The following is a 20,108-nucleotide window of genomic DNA, read 5'->3' on the forward strand; positions in this document are numbered from 1 at the left end:
ACGAAGGGAGTTTTAATATGGGTCTTAACGACATAAATAGTTTATCCCATTCAAAGTGGAATTGAAAATATCACATAGTTTTTGCACCTAAATATAGGAAGAAAATACCTGTACGCTCATTCTTTTTTGTTAAATTTCAAATATTCTAGAAATACCCTGTTCATCATAAATCAGAAAACGATTTTTTCGCCTGCATAAAACAGTACTATACTGGGAAGCGTTTTTCAACACATCTAGAATTTCAATCATTGGTTTAATGTTTTTTCTTTGGAACTTTATCCTTCCTCGGATAAACGTCGTTAATATAATTTTGTTAAGCCAGGCAGAAATAGAGTCTATTAAAGGAGCTTTTCAAAAAGAAACCAGCTATTTTTCCATTGGCTTCACCAAGCGTATATATAAAGTCGAGCACGTTGTTTATTATAAACAATGTGCTTATTTTTTTGTTATGTTATATGAAATAGACAAAAACACCACTGAGGTTGACTTATAAGGAATTTGTTATTTACTATATAATTTTGAATTCAAAATTATATTAATTGCATAAAAAATACAATGGTTTTTAAAAAAATATAGTAGATAGCAATAAAAATTAAAATTGTCAAATTGACAAAAGTAAAAAACATGAAAAAATTTAATTGACATTCTGTATTTTAAGTGCTACTTTAAAATCAAGATTAAAAATTGAATTCAAAATTTAATATTAATGTATTCAAAATAAATGAATACATATTCAAAGTTGACGATTTTTTTAAGAAGTGGAGGTAGGAAAATGGATTTCGCAGGAAAAAAAATTATTGTTACAGGCGGTGCCAGCGGAATCGGCAAAGCGATAACAGAAGGTATTGTTGCTGGAAATGGCCATGCAATTATTGTTGATTTAAACATGGAAACATCCGAAAAGGTTCGAGAAAAATTAGGCAATGAAAACGTTTCTTGCTACAAAGTAAATTTGGCGGACAATCAGGAAATTCGTACGGTGTTTTCGAAAATTCTTGAGGATTTTGGCCAAATTCATGGGTTGATAAATAACGCTGGTATCGTAAGTACGGTGCCTTTCGAAGAAGTGACCCAAACGGAATGGGACCGGGTTGTTGCAGTTAATCTTACCGGCGTTTATACAGCAATTAGCACTTTGTTCCCGTCTATGAAGGAAAAAGGCTACGGAAGGATCGTAAATGTTGCTTCTGTTGCGGCAAAAAGAGGTGGGGGATTGTTGGGCACCAGTGCTTATGCAGCTTCTAAGGCAGGTGTAATTGGATTGACAAAGGCTGTTGCAAGGGAAGGGGCATCTTACGGTATTGCATGTAATGGCGTATGCCCAAGCCTTACACTAACTCCTATGACAGCAGGGATGTCGGCTGAAAAAAAAGAAAAAATCCTTGCAACTATTCCTATGGGCAGAGGTGCCGATCCCAAGGAAATCGCAAATGTAGTTTTGTTCTATATTTCTGATTTAGCAAGCTTTGTAACCGGAGAAGTGAGCGATGTAGATGGTGGGGTAACTATGGATGGTTGAAGCCATTCTATGATAAGAAAACAATGAGGAGGAAAAAGTATGAAGAAACGTTTATTTGCAAGTTTAATGGCATTGGCACTGGCTGTCGGGAGTTTATCCGGATGTGGAGGCAGTAGCGACAGCAGTAGTAATGGCGGAGGGAACGAGCAGACCGGAGCTGAAGGGGATACATATTCTTGGAAAATGGCATTAAACTCAACAGCGGGAGACAATGCATATGATACCGCTGCGGTCTTTGCAGAAAAGGTAGATGAATTAACCAACGGAAGAGTAAAAGTTGAGCTTTATGGAGGAGCGAGCCTTGGTTCAACATCTGAAGTTCTGGAAGGTTTGAGTTATGGGGTAGCTGATATTATTTGTGAGTCTGTTGGCACTTTAGCGACGTTTACACCTCTGGCAAATATTGATGCGATGCCCTATGTTTACAGCGGTTATGACCATTTTATGAAGGTATGGTACAGCGATTTGGGACAGGAGATGAAGGATACCATTGGGGAAGCCTCTGGTTTTAAGCTGATGGGTGCAACGTTTAGAGGACCAAGAATTGTAACATCTACAAAAGAAATGCATAATGTGGAAGACTTTAAAGGATTTAAGCTTAGAGCACCAAATTTGGAAATGTATTTAAAAACGTGGCAATGGATGGGTGCTGCACCTACGCCTATGGCAATGAATGAGACTTATACTGCATTACAGCAGGGAACTGTTTCCGGACAGGAGAACCCAATGGCAGATTCCATGAACTATGCCTTTGATGAGGTATGTAAGTATTGGATTAAAACGAACCATGTTTATAGCTGTAATTTATTTATTATGGATGCAGATTATTTCAAGAGCCTACCTGAAGATATTCAGCATGCGGTAACAGAGGCGGCAGAATATGCGGGAAAAGAAATTAGTGCAAAACAACTGGAAAAGGAAGCAGCAGCAGAGGCAAAGCTTGTCGAAGAGGGTTGTACAGTGATTGATGTTGATAATGACGCATTTAAAGCGCACTTTGATGGCTTTGCAGATGAGAATTTCCCCGATTTAAAAGATTGGACAGACAGAATTAAGGCTATGGATGAGGGGAAATAAATTGCACGAAGAAAAATGAGGTGATTTCATTGTTAAAGGCTTACTCTAAGTTTCTAGATAAATTAGAAACGGTAGAAAAGGTTTTTTTAGGGATTACCGTTGCAATTATGATAATTGTTATGGTATACCAAGTAATTTTAAGATATTGTTTTGCCTCCGCAAATTCATGGAGTGAAGAGCTGGCTCGATATCTATTTATCTATGATGTAATGATTGCGGCGGCAATTGCTACAAGAAAAAATAGTCATTTACAGGTTGACTTTATTATTAACTTATTTAAACCAAAGATAAAGTGTATATTTACCATAGGGGCAACAGTTGTGGGTATTGTTTTTCTAGTATTCTTATTTACTTATTCTCTGACACTTTGCCAAACGGCATCCAGTAATATCTCTGCAGGATTAAAAATTTCCATGTCTATACCATATGCGTGTATGCCAATTGGTGTAGTACTTATGATTTTAACCTCAATAGAAGTAATTTTGAAAAATGCATGGAAGATCAGAGAATTGGGTAAGGAGGTGAACTGCTAATGAATGCCGGTTTTATTGTTATACTTGCATTGCTCGGTTTGTCTTTTTTAGGCATTCCTATCTATTTGGCATTAGGGATTGGAACGCTCATTGCCCTAAATGTGGCAGACATGCCCTTAATTGTATTGCCCCAAAAATTATTTGCGGGGATGAATTCCAGTTCTTTGTTAGCCATTCCATTTTTTATGCTGGCAGGGAACATTATGTCTCGTAGCATTACCGGAAAGTTGATTGATGTTTCCAATGCATTAATTGGATGGATTAAAGGTTCATTAGCCGTTGTTACGGTATTGGCTTCTGCGTTGTTTGGTGCCATATCCGGCTCAGGTGTTGCCACTGCTTCAGCGGTGGGAGGAACTACCATTCCGGCAATGAAAGAAGAAGGATATCCTCCTCATTTTGCGGCAGCAATTTCAGGAATAGCTTCTATCTTAGGTCCCATTATTCCGCCGTCTATTACCTTAATTGTATATGCAAGTATTACAGACCTTTCTGTTTCAAAGCTTTTTATGGGTTCTGTACTTCCCGGAGTTTTGATGGCGGGGGGATTAATACTATACGCTTTATTCTATGGGAAAAAAAATGATTTGCCTGCACACCCCAGGAAGAAACCAAAAGAAATTGCGCTGACATTTAAAGATGGCATTTGGGCTTTATTGATGCCGGTTATTATTCTTGGGGGTATTTTCGGCGGTATTTTTACTCCTACAGAATCGGCTGCGGTGGCAGTGGTATATGCCTTGGCTATTAGTCTTTTTATCTATAAGGATATGAAAATGAAAGACATTTTTGGGGTTTTTGTAGAAGGAGCTATTGGGACAGCAACAATTTTGATGTTAGTTGGTTTATCCAAAGCGTCAAGCTATGTTGTAACAACCTCTGGTTTGCCCCAGCAGGTTTTAGAAGGGTTTAGTTCTATCACGTCAAGCAAAATCATCATACTATTACTGTTAAACCTAATGTTTTTTATCATTGGTATGTTAATGGAAGCGAATGCCGCAATTATTATGATGACACCAATTTTACTGCCACTGCTCTCAGCGTTTGGAATTGATACTATGCAGTTTGGTATTATCATGAGCATGAACTTATGTATTGGGTTGGTAACCCCTCCCGTTGGAATTTGTTTATTGATGACAAATCAAATTGCAAAAGCCAGTTTTGTGCAAACTTTAAGGTCATTATTGCCTATGCTGATCATTTCCATAATTGTTTTACTCCTTGTAACGTTTATTCCGCAGGTTACTTTATGGTTACCTAGTTTGATTCAGTAATGCCTTACGCAACATGATAATCTCATTTTTTGATATAATTTTTTTCCCTTCCTTAAACCCTTCTCTTTCTATGGAGAAGGGCTTTTTACGAATAGAGTCAAAAAGAGTAAATAATTCATAGTTTTCCCTAATTTTTGCTGAAACTTTTATTGTCTACAGATTGATTTCGCCAGAAATTTCTTTAAAAAAAATAAAAACAGTGTTATAATATAACCAACTATGCAATCGAAAAAGAAATCTTTGGTTTTCCAAGGGTTGGAATAGGAGGCTGGTTGATATGGCAGCACGATTAGAAAATGAGTATGGTGTAATTAGCATTGACCGAGAGGTGATTGCAAGAATTGCCGGGTACGCTGCGATTGAGTGCTATGGCATTGTGGGTATGGCGGCAAAAAATATGAAAGATGGTTTGGTACAACTTCTGAAGTTGGAGAGTTTAACAAAAGGAATCAAAATGAGTGTAGACCAAAACAAAGTAAGTTTGGATTTGCATATTATTGTAGAATACGGCACCAATATTTCTGCTATCGCAGACAATATCATCAGCACGGTAAAATATTCTGTTGAGGAATATGCAGGGCTTGAGGTAGAAGATGTGAACATCTTTGTTGACGGTGTCAGAGTCGACAATTGAGTATGAGGAGGAACTATCGGTGAGTATTTTCAAGTTAAATGGTTTGCGACTAAGCAGACTGATTATTGCCGGAGCAAATGAATTAACTGCAAACAAGCAGTCAGTAGACGCTATGAACGTATTTCCTGTGCCTGATGGGGATACGGGGACGAATATGTCCCTTACAGTTTTGGCGGCGGCAAGAGAGTCCGAAAAAAACAGTTCATTGAGAGTGGATGAAGTTTCTAAATTAGCTGCCGGAGGCGCTTTAAGAGGTGCACGCGGAAATTCCGGCGTAATTACATCCCAGTTGTTTCGAGGTTTTTCAAAAGGGCTGGAAGGACTGGAAGAGGCTAGTGTTACGGACTTAGCTTTGGCCTTGGAAAAGGGGGTTCAAACGGCATATAAAGCGGTTATGAAACCCAAGGAAGGAACAATATTAACAGTTGCAAGAGCTTGTGCAGAAGCAGCTGCCAGATTGTCCTTGGAGACAGAGGATATTGAAGTGTTTTTAAAAGGCGTGATAGAATACGGCCATGAAGTATTGGCTAAAACTCCTGACATGCTTCCAGTATTGAAACAGGCAGGTGTTGTTGATGCAGGTGGACGTGGCTTACTTTATGTTTTGGAAGGTGCTCTAAATCAAATCAATTATGAAGGACCCATTTCTGTTGCGGAACCTTCAAAGACAGAAAACACAGATTATGCTACATTGGCATCTATAGAAAACCAAGAGATTACCTTTGGATATTGTACTGAATTTTTTATTAACGTACATCAGCCTGATGATGCCATGGTTCAAATGTTAAAGTCTTACTTAGGAACCATTGGTGACTCCATCGTTTGCGTAAGTGATGAAGAGATTATTAAGATCCATGTGCATACGGATCACCCTGGTTTAGCAATTGAAAAGGCGCTATCCATTGGTAGTCTAAGCGGATTGAAGATTGATAATATGCGGGAACAGCATACGAATCGTATCGATTTTACGGTCAAAACCCCAGCTAAAGTGAAAGTAGCCGAAAAAATTCAAGTAGAAGAAAAGAAAGTGGAACAACTTCAAAAGGCTATAGGTTTTGTTTCTATTTCTGCAGGTAGAGGTTTATCTGATATTTTTAAAAACTTGGGTGTGGACGTAATCATTGAAGGTGGACAGACAATGAACCCCAGCACAGAGGATATTTTAAATGCTATTGATCAAATTAATGCAGAGAATATCATTATTTTGCCAAATAACAAAAATATTATTTTAGCTGCGGAACAGGCAGTTGATCTTTGTGAAAGTAAAAAACTTTTTGTGGTTCCCACAAGATCTGTTCCCGAGGGGATCAGCGCGATGTTTTGTAATGCAGAGGGACTTGGGGCTGAGGAAATGACAGAGGCCATGAAAGAGGCCATTCAGGCTGTTTCAACAGTTTCCGTTACCTATGCGGTAAGAGACACCTGCTTCGGTGATAAGGAGATTGCCGAAGGCGATATTTTGGGTATGCTAAATGACGAAATTACTGTTGTTGCGAAAAATGTTTCTGAAGGAACCAAGGAAGTGTTGAAGCAGGCTGTTACAGAAGATAATGAGATGATTAGCATTTATTATGGATCTGATGTAACTGAGGAAGATGCCCAGGAAATTGCAGACTTTATTAAAGAAAACTATCCCGACTGTGAAGTAGAGACTCAAAAAGGTGATCAACCTTTATATTTCTATATTATTTCTGTAGAATAAAAGAAATGACCGCAAAGCCCTGAAATTAAGGATTTGCGGTCTTATTTTTTTGGCAAGTGATAATAAATACTTCCTGGAATAGAGTGCTTTGGCGTTAAAATAAGGACAGAACGATAGAGCCTGTCCCTAAATTTAAGAAGAGAGGTAGAATCAAATTATACATGCAACAAGTACCTTACAATAAATTACTCATATCTAATGTTTATTAGTCTCCAAATGTGATGGAATAATAGAGTATGGTTTGTTTGTTTCCGCAAGGACAAGTACATCCCAGAAATACGGTATCCTCTTGTTCAAAGCAAATATGCCAAAGGTATCCAAAGGTATTAACTAAAAACAAGAAAAAGTTCAGTTTTTCTTCGAATTCATCGGCAGTACAATAAGTGAAGACTTTAGCACACCAAATTTTGCAAGGACCTTCGGGACAATCCCAATTTAAATTAAAATTTTGGCTTAAAAATTCCCTTTTTTCTTCATCGGTTTTTCCTGCTAATACTTGTAATACTTTTTCTTTTTTTACCATATGATCTTCTCCTTTTTTTATTGTTATGTATGATATAATATTCTGGACAATGGGTTTTTGACATTGAAATAATACAAACTCGTACATTTTTTTATGTTTCTTTTCTAATTTAAAAGAAATGCGGGATAGATGGTTATTAAAGCATATAGTCTTGTATAAGAAAAAACAGGAAAAAACTTTTAATCACCTAAGAAAAATATTATAATGATAAATACATATTGAGCAGACAATTTGTCTTAATCTTTGTGGGAAAGAGGTGATCAAATGGAATGGGAAGATTCCATTTCTCGGTTGAAAGGCGTAGGAGAACAAAGAGAGAAAAAACTAAACAAGCTTGGTATTTATACCATAGAAGACCTTTTAACTCATTATCCACGGGATTACAAGGATCGTAGCAGACTGTCGAAAATTATAGAACTGCAAATGGACGTTGAAAACACTTTTATTGCTTGTTGTAAGGGGAACGGAGAAACAATAAAGCATGGCAGATTTACTTTCACAAGGGTCAAAGTGGCGGACGAAACTGGGGAAGTAGGCATGTTATGGTATAATCAGCCCTATATGAAAACCACACTAAAACCGGGGGACTGGTATTTATTTACGGGAAAATTACAAAACAAATATGGACGAAGAGAGTTTTCTGTGTCTGAATGGGAGGGGATCGGTGAGAACTTTGCAGGAGGACGGATTATTCCTGTTTATCCCGGTGTAGAAGGAATTTCTCAGAAGATGCTCCGAGGATTTATGGAGGCTGCATTAGAGCAGGTAAGAGGGGGGTTATCAGAGGATATCCCTTTATGGTTACGCAAAGAATATTTATTGGCAGAGCGTAATTTTTCTATAGAACAAATACATTTTCCTAAGACGGAGCAAAGCTTTTATGATGCAAGGAGAAGATTGGTTTTTGAAGAATTTTTCGTATTACAGGGTGCGTTATTTTCATTAAAATCATATATGGAAGAAACCAATAAGGGAATTGTATTGAAAAATAAAAAAGCGACTGAAGTTTTTCAAAATTATTTACCTTTTCTTCTTACCCATGCACAGAAAAGGGTTTTAAAGGAAATCGAGAAAGATATGTCTACAGGTAAACAAATGAACCGTTTGGTACAAGGGGATGTAGGCAGTGGCAAAACAGCAGTTGCCATGGCGGCATCTTATTGGGTAATAAAAAACGGGTATCAAGCTGTTTTGATGGCACCAACGGAAGTGCTGGCGCAACAGCATTTTCATTCTTTTTCAGCTATTTTTGAAAACTTCGGAATAACCACTGTACTTTTAACCGGAGGACAGTCTGCAAAGGAGAAGAGAATATCCTTAGAAAAAGTGATGTCCGGAGAAGCAAATATGATTATTGGCACTCATGCAGTAATCCAAAAAGGGGTGGAATATCATAAGTTAGGGTTAGCAATTACCGATGAACAGCACAGGTTTGGCGTGGGACAAAGAGGGGCTTTAAATCAAAAGGGGGAAGATCCTCATATTTTAGTTATGACTGCTACCCCCATCCCTCGAACGCTGGCACTGATTTTGTATGGAGATCTGGATGTTTCCATAATAGATGAGTTACCGCCAGGCAGGCAAACGATAGATACCATGGCAGTAACAACGAGCTACCATGAAAGAATTTATTGTTTTATTGAAAAACAGGTTCAAGAAGGCAGGCAGGCCTATGTGATTTGTCCTATGATTGAGGAAAACGAGAAGCTTGAGGTGCAATCGGTATTAAATTATACGGAAGAGTTACAGCAGAAATTAAGTTCTTGCAGGGTTGCTTGTGTTCACGGAAAAATGAAGCCTAAGGAAAAACAAGAGATCATGAATTGTTTTGCCAAAGGAGAAATTCATGTTCTTGTTTCTACCACTGTGATTGAGGTGGGGATCAATGTGCCCAATGCAGTAATTATGCTTATTGAGAACGCAGAACGCTTTGGCTTAGCTCAGCTCCACCAATTAAGAGGCCGAGTAGGGCGAGGCAATGAGAAATCTTATTGCATATTGGTAAGCGATGCAAAAACCAAAATTGCAAAACAACGGCTAAAGGTTTTGACAGATTCACAAGATGGATTTGTAATTTCGGAAATGGATTTAAAATTAAGAGGGCCGGGAGAGTTTTTCGGAACCAGACAGCATGGGTTACCAGAATTAAAAATTGCGAATATTTATCAGGATATGCCTATTTTAATTGAGGCACAAGGTGCGGCTAAAAAACTATTGACCATGGATCCTTTTTTAAGTTTAGAAGCGCATGAAGAAATTAAAAAAAGATTTGCACAATTTTTGGAGGGTAAGCATCTGGAAATATAAAGATATGGTATTATTTTGGCTTTAAGTGAAACAAAAAGCTTATTATTAGAATTTGAATGGAAAACGGCGAGAGAATTTTAAGTATCTAATGTATATTAATTTGAAGAGAACAAATATATATCTTAAAAAATCTGATGAAATGATTGGTTTTGCAATAGGAAGGACAGAGTTTTGAAAGATTTACTCTGTCCTAGAATTATAGGTCTATAGCTTAAAATAAATTTTTTTGCTATTTTCCTTTTTTGGGCATTTCAGGAAATGGCAACACTTCTTTTCCTTCTGCCTGCTTTTTCACTTTGTTTTTTCCTTTGGGTTCAAAGAGTTCTTTTCTGGTACCATATTCTACATCTTCTTTTGCCATAAAATCACCTCGAGATAGTATGGAAAGAATCCATTTGTTTTATTCTGAAGCGAGGAAAAACAAAAATTGCTTTTGACAAAAGCCGATATTTTCAACACACATTTTTTGACAATTGGATAATCTTGATAAAATAAAAATACCCCTTTTGTTAGATTTTTTGTCTAACAAAAGGGGTTCACTTCAAAATAGGGGCTTTTGTTTATAATCTGAATAACCGATTAATTGCGAAGTTGCAAGATTGATCTTCAAACAAATTATTTTGTTAATGCAATTACCTCAACTTCACACAAAACGTTTTTGGGAAGTGTTTTTACTGCAACACAAGAACGTGCAGGTTTATTTGTAAAATATTTGCCATAAATTTCGTTGAAAGCACCAAAATTACCCATATCGGATAAGAAGCAGGTTGTTTTAATGGTATCTGCAAAAGTTAAACCGTTTGCTTCCAGAACAGCACTAAGGTTCTTCATAACTTGTTCTGTTTGATCTTCGATGGTAGTTGCAACGACATCACCGACCGCGGGGTCAATGGCAATCTGACCGCTTGTGAAAAGGAAACCATTTGCGGACATAGCCTGAGAGTAAGGGCCGATTGCTGCGGGTGCTTTATCAGTGCTTGTAACTTTAATCATAATTATTACCTCCAGTATTTTTAATAAAAGAAACATTGGTATTTATCTGCTTTTTGGGTAGTACAAATACCATCTACGATACTTAAAATAGCAAAATTATTTTAAGTATCGTTTTGCAATCATTTATGTGATAACTATATTTTATCTCAAAGACATTTCTTCGTCAATGTGTTTTTCTCAGATACATGCAATTTGTACATTATGAATAAAATGTATATTTTTTGTTTCTTTTTTTCTTGTTTTCGGGTAAAATAAAATCAGTGTGTATTTTTATTGAATAGAAAAATCTACAATTAGATAGAAAGGAATTTAATGTAATGAGTATTTTGGAAGAAATCCAAAGAAGGCGGATTTTCGGCATTATTTCTCATCCCGATGCCGGTAAAACAACTTTAACAGAAAAACTTTTGCTTCATGGTGGAGCTATTCGTGAAGCGGGCACTGTAAAGGCCAGAAGAAACGCAAAATTTGCAAAAAGTGACTGGATGGAGATTGAAAAACAGCGTGGTATTTCTGTTACTTCCTCCGTAATGCAGTTTGAATACGACGGAAAGGTTGTATCTATTATGGATACACCCGGACATAATGACTTTGGCGAGGATACTTACCGTATTTTAACCTCTGTAGACAGTGCAGTTATGGTGATTGATGCGGCAAAAGGTGTGGAGGCGCAGACAGTAAAGTTGTTTAAAGTTTGCAGTATGCGCCAGATTCCTATTTTTACGTTTATTAACAAGCTGGATCGCCAGTCAAAAGATCCCTTAGAATGTATGGCTGACTTGGAGGATGCGCTTGGATTGCCTTCTACGGCTGTTACATGGCCAATCGGCAATGGACTGACCTTTGAGGGCATTTATGACAGGTTGAATAATAAAGTTTATTTATACCGTCAAAAGAACGGTGTCATTGATCTTGGGGCAAAGGGCGTTTTTGGTGATGCGTTAGAGGGCGTTATTTCTCAAGCAAATTTGGATATTTTGCGTGAAGAAATGGAGCTTTTGGATGGCGCCGGCAATAGCTTTGATTTACAGGCAATCAAAGAAGGTAACCTTTCTCCTGTTTTTTTTGGTTCAGCATTAGTTGATTTTGGTATCACTCCATTTTTACAGCATTTCTTGGAATGGGCACCGGGACCGGGGCCCAGAAAAACAACTTCGGGGGAAGTGCAGCCTACAGATGACTTTTTCAGTGGTTTTATTTTCAAAATTCAGGCGAATATGAATCCTGCCCATAGAGACAGACTGGCATTTTTACGCATTTGTTCAGGAACATTTAACAGAGGAATGACGGTAACCTTATCCAGAACTGGAAAGCAAATGAAGTTAAGCCAATCCACACAGCTGATGGCAAATGAACGGGAAACGCTGGAAACCGCAGTGGTAGGAGATATTATTGGTATTTATGATAGTGGGAATTATCAAATTGGAGATACCATAACGGACAGAAAAGAAAAATTATTTTTTGAGCCTTTACCAACATTTCCTCCGGAATTGTTTATGCGTGTACATCCTGTGAATTCTTTAAAGGCAAAGCAGTTCCAAAAGGGTGTGCAGCAATTGGCACAGGAAGGTGCAATTCAGGTTTACCATAATGAATTTAATGACGTTATTTTAGGTGCAGTGGGACAATTACAATTTGAAGTGTTTGAGTACCGTTTAAATAACGAGTATAATTCTGAGGTGCGCATGGAGTCTTTGGATTACAGTGTTGCGCGTTGGGTGAACCCTGCAACAGTTGAGGATGTTAAGGATCATTTGGTGGCTAGAAGTACATTGGTATATGACCGTTTTGAACGACCGATTTTGCTTTTTGCAAATCAGTATACACTGAATAATTTTATGCAGAAAAATCCGGATATTGAGCTTTGGGAAGCACTTAACCTAGATGACAGTGAGTATCAAGAAGGATAAAACAGATAGGCAAACCTCTTAGGGGTTTGTCTATTTTGTATTAGGAAAAAAGAATTTATTTGGATTTACATAGACTTTTGAAGTTATTGAATTTGCTGGCACTCTGAGTATGGTTTTTAAAAGAGACCAAATATTTTTAGTAATGCTGTATTTGGAGGAAATTTCGGAACAAAGTACAAAATATTTCGTCTAATAAAATTCACGGGTATTTTAAGGGTGAGTATGGTTTTTCGGTAAAAAATGAAATTACAGATTATAAAATTGTTTTTGAATCTCTAAGCAATCTATATTATGATGTTGTTAAGGACGAAGAAACGGAGGTGATCTAAAATGGCAAATGGAGCTTCCCAGGAGCAGAATCAAATTTTGATTTCCAGAGCGAAGCAAGGTGATATGGCGGCGTTTGAGGAATTGATTCAACAGCATGAAAAAATTGTGTATAACGTTGCACTTAGAATGATGAACCATAGCGAGGATGCTAAGGATATTTCCCAGGAAGTATTCATAAAAGCATATAAAAATATCACCGGTTTTGATGAACGTTCAACATTTTCTACTTGGATATATCGAATTACGGTAAACACATGTATCGACGAAATGAGGAAACGCAAAGGGAAACAAAAGCTATTTTTAGATAATGAATTTGAGAATGAAGAAGGAAAGGTAAAACAAGAAATTCCAAGCCAGTGTGACACTCCAGAAGAAACTTTAATACGAAAAGAAGAAAAAAATGAAATATTGACGGCACTGCAAGAAATTTCTGAGGACTACAGAACAGTATTTATTTTGAGAGATATTCGAGGGCTTTCTTATGATGAAATTGCGGAAATTACGGGATTGGCTCTGGGCACGGTAAAATCAAGAATTTCACGAGCCAGAAATCATTTGAAAAAAGAAATCTACCGAATTTGGGAACGAAACAGTGTGGAGCCTCGTCATAATGTTAGAAAGGAGGGGGAATTCCATGAGTTGTAATCGATGTAAGGGATTATTATGGCAGTATTTAGCAGGAGAATTAACGAAGGAAGATGCTGATTTTGTGGCGGAACATTTGAAAATATGTACAAGCTGTCAGGAAGAAGCAGTTCAACTGCAAAAAATCATGGATTTATTGAAAAGCCTTCCTGATGAGGAATTGCCCCAGGGATACCATGAAGAATTAATGGATAAATTAGAGGCGGAACAGAAAACAATTCCTTTTATTGTTCCACGAAAACCTAGATATAGATGGAAGCAGTTTAGCCTTATCGCGGCAGCAGTTGTACTTGTTGCAGCAATCGGAGGAGTACAAGGAATATTAAGTTTGCGAGGAAGTCAAGGAGAAATAAGGCAGGATTTGACTGCCGACAAGGAGAATGGATTAGGCGATGATGTACCGATGGACTATTCCGGAATGATCCAAGAGAAAGGTACAGATGTTTTGGAAGGAGAATTGCAGAGGACAGAAAGCAGGTCTTCCGACCAGAAAGAAGTTACTGACCAAGAAGAGAGTATGGTTTCGGAAACAACAAACAAAAAAGAGCCAAAGGCAAAGGAAAATGCTCAGGAAATTTTACTAGAAGAAGTAAGTTCCGGTGCATTGAGAAATACGGAGGAAGTTTTATCTGAAGGAACAAATCAGGATGTTGAAACGCAAACGCTCATGGATAATGGGCAGGAGGAATCCGTATCCCAAATTGCCGAGGGAGCACCAAGAAGTATTATGATGCTTCAAAATGATGAGGAAGATGAGGCATCGATACAACAGCAAGTGATCTTGTCGGTTAAGAATAAAGAAGGTATGATAGACAGCATTAGCAATTTAGCCATTTCTCTTGGTGGGTATGAAGTGGAGCGGTCTTTTGAGGATACGATAAGTGTTTTTGTACCTTCTGACAAGACTGAGGATTTTATGGATGGGTTAAAGGATTTTGGAGAAACTCGATATCTTCAAGATATTTCCCAAAGAACAGATGAAGTACGATTTGAAGTGGCACTCGAAACAAAATGATTAAAAACGCTTTTTTCTGAATTTTTTTTGAAAGAAGCGTTTTTTTATTAGAAAGAAGGATGCCAGAAACCGTAAATTTTAGATTTTGCCTTCCTATTTTTTTATAAAACGGATAAAGTATGACATTTTGCATAAAAAAATGGGAAAAATCAAAATGAAATCCATAGAGATGATAAACTTTATTATGCTACTTGACTAAAGTGGTAAACTGATATAAGATTAAAGCATATTGATGTACGGAGGTGCAATATGACATTACCGAAAATGCTTTTGAAAAAAGAAGAAGAAGTGATTTTCCGTTTACGAGCTTTATTTGAGCAATTTGGTTATCAAAAATATAAAATGAGCAAATTTGAGGAATATGATTTTTATGCAGAGAACAGAAATTTTTTAAGCAGTGAAAATATATTAACCTTTAGCGGTTTGGACGGAAAACTTTTGGCCTTAAAACCAGATGTTACCCTTTCTATTGTAAAAAATACGAAAGGAAGTTATGAGATTCCCGAACGAGTTTATTATAATGAGAACGTCTATCGTGTTAGAAAAGGGACGGGAGAATATAAAGAAATTATGCAGGTTGGGCTGGAGTACATAGGGGAAGTGGATCGCTATGCTACCTTGGAAGTGATCCGTTTGGCGCAGAAAAGCCTGACTATTATCAGCGATAATTATATTATGGATATTTCTCACATGGGTTTTGTTATGGGTATGATTGAAGAATTAGACTTAAGCAATAGCCAAAATGAGGTCTTTTTAAAGGGAATCAGCGAAAAAAATGCCCATAGCATTCAGGCACTTTGTCGGCAGTTTGGTGTGAAAAAAGAATTGGAAAATGCTTTGGTAGAAGTGGCATCCCTTTACGGTTCTATGGAGGAGAATTTACCAAAGGCGAAGGCTCTTTGCTTTAATAAAAAAATGGAATTGGCTTTAGAGGAACTGGAGGCTGTTTTTTATGCCCTTAAAGCAAATGGCGGTAGTGACCATTTGAATTTGGATTTTTCGGTTGTAAATGGTATGGACTATTATAATGGCATTATTTTTCAAGGTTTTATTCATGGTGTGCCAAACAGCATTCTTTCCGGGGGAAGATACGACAATCTGGTTCATAAACTGGGAAAAAACAGTGACGCTATTGGTTTTGCCGTTTATCTGGATTTATTGGAGCGTTATGAAAGCTTACAAAAAGAATACGATACAGATATTCTTTTGCTATATGAAGAAAATACAGATGCAGCAGCGTTATTAAAGGCGGTAGAAATGCTTACGGACAATGGACAAAGCGTAATGGTGCAAAAGCAAAACAACCAAACGGTAAAATACAGACAGCTTTGGTGCATGAGGGAGAGGGGGCTTGAAATCATTGCAGAAAATGATTAATATTGCCTTACCAAAAGGCAGACTTGGTGAAAAAGCTTATGGTGTATTTGAAGGGATCGGATATGGCTGCCCCTCCATTCGGGAAACGAATCGCAAGCTGATTTTTGAAAATGAGGAAAACGGTGTTCGTTATTTTTGGGTAAAACCCTCGGATGTAGCCATTTATGTGGAACGAGGTGTTGCGGATATTGGCGTTGTGGGAAAGGATATTCTTCTTGAGCAGGCCTCTGATGTTTATGAATTACTTGACCTTGGCATGGGAAAGTGTCGCATGGCAGTGGCAGGAAAAAAAGGCGGCAGAATTGATACAGACCGTACCCTACGAGTTGCTACGAAATTTCCTAATATTGCAAGGGAATATTACAGAAAGCAAAGCTTGGGAATTGAAATTATTGAGCTTCATGGTTCCATTGAAATAGCTCCAATTTTGGGAATGTCCGATGTGATTGTGGATATTGTGGAAACAGGAACCACGCTTTTGGAAAATGACTTGGAGCCATGGGAGGATATCGTTCCAATCAGTGCTAGATTGATTGCAAACAAGGCAAGCTATAAGTTTTTAAACGTACCCATTCGTCAGATGTGTGAGAAAATGAACGAGGTCATTACAAAGAAATCTTGAGGTGATACCATGATAAAACAATATGTTTATAGTGAAATAAAGATAGATGAAATTTTTTGCCGTACAGAAGAAAAAAATGATATTGCCCATGTAGTTGCGGAAATGATTGCTACTGTTCAACAAAAAGGAGATACTGCCCTACGAGAGTATAGTGAGCGTTTTGACGGTGCAGCTTTAGAAGAAATGGAAGTAAGCGCAGAGGAAATGCAAGGGGCTTACGAGGCAGTAGATAGAGAGTTTGTTTCTATATTAGAAGAAGCGGCGGAGCATATTCGCGGGTATCACCAAAACCAAAAACGTAGTGATATGATGTATATGCCAAGAGACGGCGTAGTTTTGGGACAAAAAATTACGCCCCTTGATAGAGTAGGCTTTTATGTTCCAGGGGGAACGGCAAACTATCCTTCAACGGTTTTAATGAACTGCATTCCTGCGAAAATTGCAGGAGTGAAGGAGATCATCATGGTAACGCCTGCCAAAGGGGGCAAAATTAATCCAGAGGTATTGGCAGCAGCAAAAATTGCAGAAGTTGATCGCATTTTTAAAATTGGCGGTGCCCAAGCCATTGCCGCTTTGGCATACGGAACGGAAACCATTCCAAAAGTGGATAAAATTGTTGGACCTGGGAATGCATTTGTTGCAGAGGCAAAAAAACAGGTTTTTGGTAGGGTTTCCATTGATATGATTGCAGGGCCCAGTGAAATTTTAGTCATTGCCGATGGGCAATCGGATGCAGCAGTATTGGCGGCGGATATGCTTTCCCAGGCGGAGCATGATACCATGGCCAGTGCGGTTTTGGTAACGGATAGTAAGGAGTTAGCCACAGAGGTTTCCAATTGTTTGGAAAAACAAATTCCTCTTTTGCCCAGAAAAGAAATTGCAAGAAAATCAATTGATGATAACGGAAAAATTATTCTGGCGGAAAATATCGGGGAAGCAATCGAGATTGCAAATCAAATTGCCCCTGAACATTTGGAATTATGCGTGGACAATCCTTTTGCATATTTAGCAGATATTCGTCATGCAGGCTCTATCTTTTTAGGGCGAAATGCGCCTGAGGCGTTGGGGGATTATTTTTCAGGGACAAACCACACCCTGCCCACTGGGGGGACAGCGAGATTTGCAAGCCCTTTATCGGTGGATGATTTTATAAAGAAATCGTCATTTACTTATTATACAAAAGACGCATTGGCGAAAGAAGCGGAGAAAATCAATGTGTTTGCCCAAAGGGAAGGCTTGGCCGCCCATGGGAAGTCTGCGATGATACGCTTTGAGAAGGAGGCGGAAGAATGAGTCGTTTTTTAAGTCCCAGATTTGCTACATTAGAGGCTTATACTCCCGGGGAGCAGCCCAGAGATCAACAATATATCAAACTAAATACCAATGAATCGCCTTATCCGCCTTCACCAGAAGTATTTTGGCGTTTAAATACCGATGAGATAAAGCGGCTGAATTTATACCCGGATCCCGAAGGGAAGGTTTTAAAGGAAAAGCTTGCTAAACTGTATGGCGTAGGGAAGGAAAATATCTTTCTTTCCAATGGTTCCGATGATATCCTGAATTTTGCTTTTATGGCTTTTTGTGATTCCGAGAGAGGCGCGGTTTTCCCTGAAATCAGTTATGGATTTTATCCTGTTTATGCCGATTTATACCATGTTCCCCACGCTAAAATACCTCTTAAGGAGGATTTTTCCATCGATTATCAGGATTATTGTAACACTAATAAGATGGTTGTTATCGCAAATCCAAACGCACCCACGGGAATGGAGATTGGGTTATTTGAAATTGAAGAAATTTTAAAATCCAATCCCAATCATTTGGTCTTGATTGACGAGGCCTATGTGGATTTTGGCGGAACCTCTGCCGTTGGACTTGTTGAAAAATATCCCAATTTACTGGTTTCCATGACGTATTCAAAATCTCGTTCCATGGCAGGAGCAAGGCTTGGGTTTGCCATTGCTTCCACGGAAATTATTGGAGATTTGGAAAAAATTAAATTTTCCACAAATCCTTATAACATTAACCGTTTAACCTTGGTGGCAGGGGAGGCAGCGGTAGACAGTGATGCTTACTATAAAGAAAATGCAAAAAAAATTATAGCCACTCGTGAAAAAACAGTTAAAGCATTAAAAGATTTGGGATTTATTGTTTTAGACTCTAAGGCAAATTTTATTTTTGCTAAAAACCCCAAAATATCCGGTGGAGATTTTTATGCAGGGCTGAAGAAAAAAGGCGTTTTGGTACGCCATTTTGAAAAAGAAAAAATTCGGGATTTTGTGAGAATTACCATTGGAACAGAGGAGCAGATGAAAGTGCTTTTGCAGAAAACCAGAGAGGTTTTAGCCGATAGATAGGAGGAATTCCATGGGATACAGCGAAATTACAAGAAAAACAGGGGAAACGGAAATTCATCTTACTCTTTCCTTATATGGATCGGGTAAAAGTCAAATTTCCACAGGCTGCGGGTTTTTGGATCATATGCTAACACTTTTTGCAAAGCACGGACGGTTTGACCTGACAATTGTGTGCAAAGGGGACACCTATGTGGACGACCATCATTCGGTAGAGGATATTGGCATTTGTTTAGGTATGGCATTTGCCGAAGCACTGGGGAATGGTGCGGGAATCACAAGATACGGACATATTATTTTACCTATGGATGAGGCTTTAATTTTGGCGGCAGCGGATATTTCCGGTCGTGGGCATTTGGAGTTTGGCTTGCAGATTCCCACAGAAAAGGTGGGTACTTTTGATACAGAACTTATTGAGGAGTTTTTTATCGCTTTTACTAGAAAAAGTAATATAACTTTGCATATACAACAAATGGCAGGCAGAAATTCTCATCATATTATTGAGGGGGCATTTAAGGCAGTTGCACGTTGTTTAAATACGGCGGTAACGATTCAGGAAGCGTATCGGGATGAAATTCCTTCTACGAAAGGGGTGCTATAGATGATAGCCATAGTGGATTACGGCGTAGGCAACTTATTTTCGTTAAAAAGTTCATTGGGCGTGATTGGGACTGAGGTTCAGGTGACAGGAGATGCTGAAGTTCTTCGCAACTGTGAAAAAATTATACTTCCCGGTGTTGGTGCATTCGAGGATGCTATTAACAAGCTTAGAGCAACAGGTTTGGACAAGGTGATTATAGAAGAGGTTGAAAAGGGAAAGCCCATTCTCGGAATTTGTCTGGGGATGCAGATGTTATTTGAAAAAAGTTATGAATATGGGGAACATAAAGGTTTAGGATTGATTGAAGGCAGGGTGAAGCCCATTGCCCCTATAATTGGAGAGGGCTTAAAGGTTCCTCATATTGGTTGGAATGGGCTGATTTTTTCCAAGGAAAAACAAAAGAGTGTTCTATTCCGTTATTTGAAAGAGGGAGAATGTGTTTATTTCGTACATTCCTTTGCGGCAATGGATTGTGACCATGCAGTAACGGCAACGGCGGAGTATGGTGCTATGCTCACAGCATCCGTTGAAAGAGGGAATGTTTACGGGACACAATTTCATCCTGAAAAAAGCGGCGAGGTTGGGCTTAGAATATTGAAGGCATTTTGTGAATTGTAAAAGACATTAAGACCTTGGGTTTCACCCAAACCTACCCCCTTTTTGAAAAAAGTGGGTCAAAAACTTTTATAGAAAAC

Annotated in this window: 19 protein-coding genes; 16 read left to right on the top strand and 3 right to left on the bottom strand. The window is 38.2% G+C overall.

Translation table 11 applies throughout. The features are described 5' to 3' along the window. Positions 1 to 772: 772 nt before the first annotated feature. The 6 genes from P9Q65_RS10985 (at position 773) to P9Q65_RS11010 (ending at position 6,739) form a co-directional block, all read left to right on the top strand. Positions 773 to 1,519: an SDR family NAD(P)-dependent oxidoreductase gene (locus P9Q65_RS10985; protein WP_304509470.1), complete on the top strand. Its 747-nt coding sequence runs from the start codon at positions 773 to 775 to the stop codon at positions 1,517 to 1,519. A 39-nt stretch (positions 1,520 to 1,558) separates the two neighbouring features. Then, a complete protein-coding gene (locus tag P9Q65_RS10990; protein WP_304509471.1) occupies positions 1,559 to 2,596 on the top strand; it encodes a TRAP transporter substrate-binding protein in 1,038 nt (345 codons plus the stop codon). Between the two features lie 20 nt (positions 2,597 to 2,616). Then, a complete protein-coding gene (locus P9Q65_RS10995) occupies positions 2,617 to 3,129 on the top strand; it encodes a TRAP transporter small permease (protein WP_304509472.1) in 513 nt (170 codons plus the stop codon). Then, positions 3,129 to 4,403 (top strand): TRAP transporter large permease, encoded by a 1,275-nt coding sequence (locus tag P9Q65_RS11000; RefSeq protein WP_304509473.1) that lies wholly within the window; start codon positions 3,129 to 3,131, stop codon positions 4,401 to 4,403. Before P9Q65_RS10995 ends, P9Q65_RS11000 begins: the two co-directional genes overlap by 1 nt. A 277-nt stretch (positions 4,404 to 4,680) precedes the next feature. Continuing rightward, positions 4,681 to 5,037, top strand: a complete 357-nt coding sequence (locus P9Q65_RS11005) for an Asp23/Gls24 family envelope stress response protein (RefSeq protein WP_304509474.1) — start codon at positions 4,681 to 4,683, stop codon at positions 5,035 to 5,037. 19 nt (positions 5,038 to 5,056) lie between these two features. Then, complete coding sequence (locus P9Q65_RS11010; protein ID WP_304509475.1) at positions 5,057 to 6,739, top strand: DAK2 domain-containing protein; 1,683 nt, start codon at positions 5,057 to 5,059, stop codon at positions 6,737 to 6,739. A 205-nt stretch (positions 6,740 to 6,944) separates the two neighbouring features. On the opposite strand, the gene P9Q65_RS11015 is transcribed toward P9Q65_RS11010, so the two are convergent. Then, complete coding sequence (locus P9Q65_RS11015; protein WP_304509476.1) at positions 6,945 to 7,262, bottom strand: hypothetical protein; 318 nt, start codon at positions 7,260 to 7,262, stop codon at positions 6,945 to 6,947. A gap of 264 nt (positions 7,263 to 7,526) precedes the next feature. Between P9Q65_RS11015 and recG the strand changes: the two genes are divergently transcribed. Then, positions 7,527 to 9,569, top strand: coding sequence for an ATP-dependent DNA helicase RecG (gene recG / locus P9Q65_RS11020; RefSeq protein ID WP_304509477.1), 2,043 nt, complete (start codon positions 7,527 to 7,529; stop codon positions 9,567 to 9,569). A 229-nt stretch (positions 9,570 to 9,798) separates the two neighbouring features. Here the strand turns inward: recG and P9Q65_RS11025 are convergent, their stop codons facing one another. Further along, complete coding sequence (locus P9Q65_RS11025) at positions 9,799 to 9,930, bottom strand: hypothetical protein (protein ID WP_304509478.1); 132 nt, start codon at positions 9,928 to 9,930, stop codon at positions 9,799 to 9,801. Between the two features lie 254 nt (positions 9,931 to 10,184). After that, positions 10,185 to 10,562 (bottom strand): RidA family protein, encoded by a 378-nt coding sequence (locus P9Q65_RS11030; protein WP_304509479.1) that lies wholly within the window; start codon positions 10,560 to 10,562, stop codon positions 10,185 to 10,187. Positions 10,563 to 10,879: 317 nt separating this feature from the next. Between P9Q65_RS11030 and P9Q65_RS11035 the strand changes: the two genes are divergently transcribed. The 9 genes from P9Q65_RS11035 to hisH all read left to right on the top strand — a co-directional run bounded on the left by P9Q65_RS11035 (position 10,880) and on the right by hisH (position 20,031). Continuing rightward, on the top strand, positions 10,880 to 12,472 hold the full coding sequence (locus P9Q65_RS11035; protein ID WP_304509480.1) for a peptide chain release factor 3: 1,593 nt from the start codon (positions 10,880 to 10,882) through the stop codon (positions 12,470 to 12,472). A gap of 330 nt (positions 12,473 to 12,802) precedes the next feature. Next, entirely contained in the window at positions 12,803 to 13,447 is a 645-nt protein-coding gene (locus tag P9Q65_RS11040) for an RNA polymerase sigma factor (protein WP_304509481.1), read from the top strand. After that, positions 13,437 to 14,462, top strand: a complete 1,026-nt coding sequence (locus tag P9Q65_RS11045) for a zf-HC2 domain-containing protein (protein ID WP_304509482.1) — start codon at positions 13,437 to 13,439, stop codon at positions 14,460 to 14,462. Before P9Q65_RS11040 ends, P9Q65_RS11045 begins: the two co-directional genes overlap by 11 nt. A gap of 249 nt (positions 14,463 to 14,711) precedes the next feature. Then, a complete protein-coding gene (locus P9Q65_RS11050; protein WP_304509483.1) occupies positions 14,712 to 15,839 on the top strand; it encodes an ATP phosphoribosyltransferase regulatory subunit in 1,128 nt (375 codons plus the stop codon). Continuing rightward, the gene (gene hisG / locus P9Q65_RS11055) at positions 15,814 to 16,461 is read left to right on the top strand and encodes an ATP phosphoribosyltransferase (RefSeq protein WP_304509484.1); all 648 of its coding nucleotides are present in this window, start codon (positions 15,814 to 15,816) and stop codon (positions 16,459 to 16,461) included. Before P9Q65_RS11050 ends, hisG begins: the two co-directional genes overlap by 26 nt. Before the next feature lie 9 nt (positions 16,462 to 16,470). Then, positions 16,471 to 17,754, top strand: a complete 1,284-nt coding sequence (hisD, locus tag P9Q65_RS11060) for a histidinol dehydrogenase (RefSeq protein ID WP_304509485.1) — start codon at positions 16,471 to 16,473, stop codon at positions 17,752 to 17,754. Then, on the top strand, positions 17,751 to 18,815 hold the full coding sequence (gene hisC, locus P9Q65_RS11065; protein WP_304509486.1) for a histidinol-phosphate transaminase: 1,065 nt from the start codon (positions 17,751 to 17,753) through the stop codon (positions 18,813 to 18,815). Before hisD ends, hisC begins: the two co-directional genes overlap by 4 nt. Positions 18,816 to 18,825: 10 nt before the next feature. Continuing rightward, positions 18,826 to 19,413, top strand: coding sequence for an imidazoleglycerol-phosphate dehydratase HisB (gene hisB / locus P9Q65_RS11070; protein WP_304509487.1), 588 nt, complete (start codon positions 18,826 to 18,828; stop codon positions 19,411 to 19,413). After that, positions 19,414 to 20,031, top strand: a complete 618-nt coding sequence (hisH, locus tag P9Q65_RS11075) for an imidazole glycerol phosphate synthase subunit HisH (protein ID WP_304509488.1) — start codon at positions 19,414 to 19,416, stop codon at positions 20,029 to 20,031. The last annotated feature ends 77 nt before the right edge of the window (positions 20,032 to 20,108 follow it).

This window comes from Anaerotignum sp., from assembly GCF_030625865.1.
GTDB lineage: Bacteria > Bacillota > Clostridia > Lachnospirales > Anaerotignaceae > Chakrabartyella.